Origin of the sequence: Ramlibacter sp. 2FC, assembly GCF_005503345.1 — a bacterium.
Taxonomy (GTDB): domain Bacteria; phylum Pseudomonadota; class Gammaproteobacteria; order Burkholderiales; family Burkholderiaceae_C; genus SCMQ01.
Genome location: NZ_SCMM01000105.1, coordinates 1 through 5,990, shown reverse-complemented (window position 1 = coordinate 5,990; position 5,990 = coordinate 1). Strand labels below are relative to the sequence as shown.

The following is a 5,990-nucleotide window of genomic DNA, read 5'->3' as shown; positions in this document are numbered from 1 at the left end:
GGGCAGGGGTCATGGCAAGCTCCTTGTGAAGAACGGGAGGGGCAGGGACGGGGACAGCTCAGCTGCGGCGGCCGAACAGCGCGTGCAGCGCGATCGCGCCGAAGGTCGCCGTGCCTATGCCGCCGAGCGAGAACGGGCCGAAGCTCAGCGTGAAGTCGCCCGTGCCCAGCACCAGCGTGACCGCGGCGACGATCAGGTTGCGGTTGTCGGAGAAGTCGACCCGGTTGTCGACCCAGATCTTGGCCCCGGCCACGGCGATCAGGCCGAACACCACGATGGACACGCCGCCCATCACCGGCAGCGGGATCGCCTGGATCAAGGCGCCGAACTTGGGGCTGAAGCCCAGCACGATGGCGATCAGGCCGGCCATCAGGAACATCGCGGTCGAGTAGATCTTGGTCGCGGCCATCACGCCGATGTTCTCGGCGTAGGTGGTCACGCCGGTGCCGCCCACGCTGCCGCTGACCATGGTCGCCAGGCCGTCGCCCATGAAGGCGCGGCCCATGTAGCGGTCCAGGTCGCGCCCGGTCATGGCCGTGACGGCCTTGATGTGGCCCAGGTTCTCGGCCACCAGAATGATGGCCACCGGCGCGATCAGCAGCATGGCCGAAGCGGAGAACTGCGGCACGGCAAAGGCCGGCGCGCCGACCCAGGCCGCGCCGGCGATGCCCGCCAGGTCGATGGGCTTGCCCAGGCCCAGGCCGTTGCTCAGCAGGGCGTAGACCGCGCTGGCCACGATCAGGCCGACCAGGATCAGCAGGCGTTGCACCATGCCGCGCGTGAACACCGCCACCACGCCCACGCAGACGAAAGTGAGCGCCTGCATCCAGCTGTCGAAGGCGCCCGCCGCCATGTTCTTGACCGGGATGCTGGCCAGGTTCAGGCCGATCACGGCCACCACGGCGCCCGTGACCACCGGCGGCATCAAGCGCTCTATCCAGCCCGTGCCCAGGGCCTGGACCAGGGCGCCGATCAGCGTGTAGACCAGGCCGCAGGCCACGATGCCGCCCAGGGCCAGGCCGATCTGGGCGTTCGGCCCCTTGCCGGCGTAGGCGGTGGCCGCGATCACCACGCCGATGAAGGCGAAGCTCGAGCCCAGGTAGCTCGGCACCCGGCCGCCCGTGAGCAGGAAGAAGATCAGCGTGCCGACGCCGCTCATGAGGATGGCGACATTGGGGTCGAAGCCCACCAGGATGGGCGCCAGCACGGTGGCGCCGAACATGGCCACCACATGCTGCACGCCCATCACCAGGGTCTGCGGCCAGGGCAGGCGCTCGTCGGGGGCGATCACGCCGCCGTGCCGCAGCACCTGGGCGCTCCTCAGATTCCAGCTGGGCCATCCCGTCCTCATTGCGCGGCTCCGTTCTTGTTGTGGCCCGGGCATCCTATTCGTATTCGGCCTGCGGCTCAAGAAAGCGGGAGGCCTCGGCGGCCCGGGCGCGAATTGATTTCGGTCAATCCGACCCGCCCACGCGCTGTTAGGCTTGCGGCATGAAACCACTGGGCAAATGGGGTGTGGGCGCCGCGCTGGCGCTGGCCGCAGCGGCGCTCGGGCTGTGGGCCGTCGGGCGTGGCACACCGGTGCAGACCGTGGCCGTGGCGCGCATGGGCCTGGTGCAGTCGGTGGTGGCCACGGGCCGGCTCAACGCGCCGGCGCGCATCGAGATCGGTGCCGAGGTCACGGCCACGGTGACCGAGGTGCGCGTGCGCGAGGGCGACCGCGTGCGCGCCGGCCAGCCCCTGCTGCGCCTGCAGGACGGCGAGGCGCGTGCGGCGCTGGCCCAGGCCCGCGCCGCCCTGGTCGAGGCGCGCGGCCGCGCCGCCCAGCAGGCCCAGGTGGCGGCGCCGGTCAGCAGCCAGGCCGTGGTGCAGGCCGAGGCGGCCTACCTGGCGGCCCAGCGCGAGCATGGGCGCACGCGCGAGCTCGTGGCCCAGGGCTTCTTCCCGCAGCAGAAGCTGGACGAGGCCCAGCGCGCGCTAGACACCGCGCGCAGCGCGCTGGAGGCCGCCCGCGTGCAAGCCCAGGCCAACCAGGCCAGCGGCGTCGAGCCCGCGCTGGCCGCCAGCCGCGTGGCTCAGGCCGAGGCCGCCCTGGCCGTGGCCGAGGCCCGGCTGGCGCGGCTGCAGATCACCAGCCCGGTCGACGCCGTGGTGCTGGCGCGCCAGGTCGAGCCCGGCTCCATGGCCCAGCCCGGCCGGGTGCTGCTGGCGCTGGCCGAGCAGGGCGGCACGCGCATAGACGCGGCGGTCGACGAGAAGCACCTGGGCCTGCTGCGCCCGGGCCTGGCGGCGCGCGCCGTGGCCGACGCCTATCCCGGCCAGCCCTTCGACGCCCAGCTCAACTACATCGCCCCGGCCGTGGACCCGGCGCGCGGCACGGTGGAGGTGCGGCTGGCCGTGCCGCGCCCGCCGGCTTTCCTGCGGCCCGACATGACGGTTTCGGTCGAGCTGCTGGCCGGCGAGAAGAAGGACGCGCTGGTGCTGCCCTCGGTCGCGGTGCGCGACCCGGACCGCGGCGCACCCTGGGTGCTGGCGCTCAGGGACGGGCGCGCCCAGCGCGTGCCGGTGCGCCTGGGCCTGCGCGGCGTGGGCTCGGTCGAGATCGTCGAGGGCCTGAAGCAGGGCGACGAGGTCATCCCCCAGACCGAGAAGGCCCTGCCCGGCGACCGCGTGCGGCGCGGCCCGCAGCTGGCGCGCGAAAAGGGCTTCGAAGTGCCCAGCTTCATCTCGCGCTGACCGAGCCATGCGCCATCTGCCGCACCGCCGCCATGACCTGAGCGCCTGGGCGCGCTGGATGCCCTTCGAGCTGCTGGTGGCGCTGCGCTTCCTGCGCGAGGGCCGCACGCAGACCGCACTGATCCTGGCCGGCGTGACCGGCGGCGTGGCCGTGATCATCTTCCTGACCCAGCTGATCAACCAGCTGCAGGGCACCATCATCGACCGCGTGCTGGGCTCGCAGGCCCATGTGGTGATACGCCCGCTGGAGGAGACCACGCAGCGCGTGCTGCAGGGCAGCGCCGACCAGGCCGTGGCGGCCCTGGTGCAGCCGCGCGCCCAGCGCCTGCGCTCGGTCGACCAGTGGGAGCGCGTGGCGGCGCTGGCGGCGGCCACGCCCGGCGTGCTGGCGGTCTCGCCGGTGGTCAGCGGCCCGGCCTTCGCCGCGCGCGGCGGCAGCAACAAGAGCGTGGCCCTGCTCGGCGTGCAGCCCGAGGAGTACCGCCGCGTGGTGCGCATGGACGGCTACATGACGCGCGGGCGCTTCGACGTGGCGGGCAACGGCACGCTGATCGGCACTGACCTGGCGCAGGACCTGGGCGTGGGCGTGGGCGACAAGCTGCGCGTGACCAGCGCCACCGGGCGCAGCGAGACCCTGGACATCACGGGCCTGTTCGACATGGGCAACCGCGACCTGAACCGGCGCTGGGTCTTCGTCACGCTCAAGCTGGGCCAGACCCTGCTCGACCTGCCGGGCGGCGTGTCCAACATCGACCTCACGGTGACCGACCTGTTCGGCGCCAACGCCGTGGCCGACCAGCTGCGCGCCCAGACCGGCCTCACCGTGGACAGCTGGATGCAGACCAACTCGGGCCTGCTCAACGCCCTGTCCAACCAGACCGTGTCGAACAACCTGATCCGCAGCTTCGTGGTCATCATCGTCGCGCTGGGCATCTCCAGCGTGCTGGTGGTGAGCGTGGTGCAGAAGCAGCGCGAGATCGGCATCCTGCGCGCCATGGGCACGGGGCGGCGCCGCATCATGGCGGTGTTCCTGCTGCAGGGCGGCTTGGTCGGCCTGGCCGGCTCGGTGCTCGGCGCGGCCCTGGCCTACACGCTGCTCGAAGTCTTCTCGCACATCTTCAAGAGCCCCGACGGCAGCCAGCTCTTCACGGCCCAGCTCGACCCGGCCCTGGTCGGCCTGGCCGCCCTGGTGGCCTGCGGCGTGGGCCTGGTCGCGGCCGTGATCCCGGCGCGGCGCGCCGCGCGCATGGACCCGGTGCAGGCGATCAGGGCGTGAGGGGGTGAATCCGTGGGCTCCTTAGGTGCTGACTGCTCCTGATAAACAAACATAGATTTTAATAAATCAAATGTTTTGCTAACATTCATAGCATGCCAAAGCGATCCCAAGCTTTCGAAGCCATGCCTCCCGCCGTGCTCGCGCTGCTGCGGGAGTTCGGCGAGAACCTGGCCGTGGCCCGCAAGCGACGGCTGGAGTCCCGCAAGGCCTGGGCGGTGCGCATAGGCGTGTCCGAGCCGACGCTCATGCGCATGGAGCGCGGCGACCCCAGCGTCGCCTTCGGCGCCTACGCGTCCGCCCTGTGGCTGATCGGCCGCTCCCAGGCCATACCCGAGCTGGCGGCGCCACAGCATGACCAGGGCGCGCTGGAAAGCGCCGTGCGTGCGGCCAAGGCCCGCGCCGTGCGCAAGCCGGCGTCCATTGAAGCGCGGCTGAAAAACGCTTTTCCCGGTCCCGCGGGCAAGGCGCGGGGTTCAAGCTGATGGCAGCGTTCGACATCCAGAGCTACCAGCCGATCGATACGCTTTATCTCTGGTGGCTGGGCCGTCCCGAGCGGCCCGTCCTGATCGGGACGCTCGCCACCGTCAGGGCGCTCAAGGGGGTTTCGCTGCACTACGCCCCCGGCTGGCTGAAGGCCGGCTTTGCGCTCAGCGAGGACCTGCCGCTGATCGACCAGGAATTCCTGCCGACCGACAAGGAGACCGCCGCCGGCGCCGTGGACGATGCCCGTCCCGACCGCTGGGGCGAACGCGTGATCCGCGTCCTCGACAAGCCGCCGCGCCTCTCGCTGATGGAATACCTGTTCTATGCGGGCGACGAACGCTTCGGCGCCCTGGGCGTCTCGGTGTCCGGGCAGGAGTACCTGCCGCGCCGGCTGGGGCCGCTGCCCGAGCTGCGGGACGTCGCTGCCATCGAGCAGATGGTCCAGAAGATCCTGCGCGGCGAGCCCGTGCCGCCCGAGCAGCGGCGGCTGATCGCGCCTGGCGTCACCCTCGGCGGTGCCCGCCCCAAGGCGCTGCTTGACCTCGACGGGCGGCAATGGGTGCTGAAGTTCTCGGAACCCGGCGAGCCCCTGGACATGCCCCTGATCGAGCACGCCGCCATGACCTTGGCCGCCAAGGCTGGCGTTCGCGTCGCGCCGACCTTGCCGATCCCGCTGCCCAAAAGCCGTGCGGTGGGCCATGCGCTGGCCATCGAGCGCTTCGACCGCGAAGCGGGCCAGCGCCGGCATGCGCTCTCGGCCAACGTCGCGCTGAAGGCGGCCGGCGAGGCACTGGGCTATCCCGAGCTCGCCCAGCTGCTGCGCCGCCGGGGAGTGGCCAAGGGGCGGCTGCACCACGTGCACATGCGCGAGCTGTTCCGCCGAATGGTCTTCAACATCCTGATCGACAACACGGACGACCACGAGAAGAACCACGTGCTGCTGATGACCGACAGCGGCGAATACGAACTGTCGCCCGCGTTCGACGTGCTGCCCGCGGGCCAGTCGCTGGGCTACCAGCAGATGCGTGTCGGCGCCGACATGGCGGATTCGACGCTGGCCAACGCCTTCTCCGAACACGCCCAGTTCGGGCTCAAGGCCGACGAGGCGGCACAGCAGATCCGCCAGGTGGCTTCCGTCGTGGACGGCTGGAAGGAGCACTTCGCCGCGCTCGGCGTTTCGGTTCGGGACATCGAGTCGTTGGCCCAGCATGTGGATCGGGCGTTCTTGCGGGATCAGCGCCGTGATGCGTGATGCGTGATGGCGCTGGCGTTCGCGCTGCGGGTCGTGTTTTCCCACATCTTCAAGAGCCCCGAAGGCAGCCGGCTGTTCACGGCCTAGCTTGATCCCGCCCTGGTGGCCTGCGGCGTGGGCCTGGCCGCGGCCGTGATCCCGGCCCGCCGCGCCGCGCGCATGGACCCGGTGCAGGCGATCAGGGCGCGAGGGGGGGCTTTGCCGGGGTGTCGGGGCAGGTTTCGACCGAGACTGTGTGAAGAC

5 protein-coding genes are annotated in these 5,990 nt (G+C 71.2%); 4 read left to right on the top strand and 1 reads right to left on the bottom strand.

Going from position 1 to position 5,990, the window contains the following annotated elements; all coding sequences use genetic code 11:
* Positions 1–58 precede the first annotated feature (58 nt).
* Positions 59–1,351 carry a solute carrier family 23 protein gene (locus FFS10_RS22540; protein ID WP_137896837.1) on the bottom strand — a complete coding sequence of 431 codons (1,293 nt, stop codon included), beginning with the start codon at positions 1,349–1,351 and terminating at the stop codon, positions 59–61.
* Positions 1,352–1,491: 140 nt separating this feature from the next.
* Between FFS10_RS22540 and FFS10_RS22535 the strand changes: the two genes are divergently transcribed.
* The 4 genes from FFS10_RS22535 to FFS10_RS22520 all read left to right on the top strand — a co-directional run bounded on the left by FFS10_RS22535 (position 1,492) and on the right by FFS10_RS22520 (position 5,747).
* Positions 1,492–2,736 (top strand): efflux RND transporter periplasmic adaptor subunit, encoded by a 1,245-nt coding sequence (locus tag FFS10_RS22535; protein ID WP_137896836.1) that lies wholly within the window; start codon positions 1,492–1,494, stop codon positions 2,734–2,736.
* A 7-nt stretch (positions 2,737–2,743) separates the two neighbouring features.
* Entirely contained in the window at positions 2,744–4,012 is a 1,269-nt protein-coding gene (locus tag FFS10_RS22530) for an ABC transporter permease (protein WP_212744177.1), read from the top strand.
* Positions 4,013–4,104: 92 nt separating this feature from the next.
* The gene (locus tag FFS10_RS22525) at positions 4,105–4,494 is read left to right on the top strand and encodes an XRE family transcriptional regulator (RefSeq protein ID WP_137896835.1); all 390 of its coding nucleotides are present in this window, start codon (positions 4,105–4,107) and stop codon (positions 4,492–4,494) included.
* Positions 4,494–5,747, top strand: a complete 1,254-nt coding sequence (locus FFS10_RS22520) for a type II toxin-antitoxin system HipA family toxin (protein ID WP_137896834.1) — start codon at positions 4,494–4,496, stop codon at positions 5,745–5,747. Before FFS10_RS22525 ends, FFS10_RS22520 begins: the two co-directional genes overlap by 1 nt.
* Positions 5,748–5,990 lie beyond the last annotated feature (243 nt).

Bases quoted from the DNA above. Each gene is read 5' to 3' on its own strand.
- FFS10_RS22540 (WP_137896837.1), bottom strand. From the start codon at position 1,351: ATGAGGACGGGATGGCCCAGCTGGAATCTGAGGAGCGCCCAGGTGCTG.
- FFS10_RS22520 (WP_137896834.1), top strand. From the start codon at position 4,494: ATGGCAGCGTTCGACATCCAGAGCTACCAGCCGATCGATACGCTTTAT.
- FFS10_RS22530 (WP_212744177.1), top strand. From the start codon at position 2,744: ATGCGCCATCTGCCGCACCGCCGCCATGACCTGAGCGCCTGGGCGCGC.
- FFS10_RS22535 (WP_137896836.1), top strand. From the start codon at position 1,492: ATGAAACCACTGGGCAAATGGGGTGTGGGCGCCGCGCTGGCGCTGGCC.
- FFS10_RS22525 (WP_137896835.1), top strand. From the start codon at position 4,105: ATGCCAAAGCGATCCCAAGCTTTCGAAGCCATGCCTCCCGCCGTGCTC.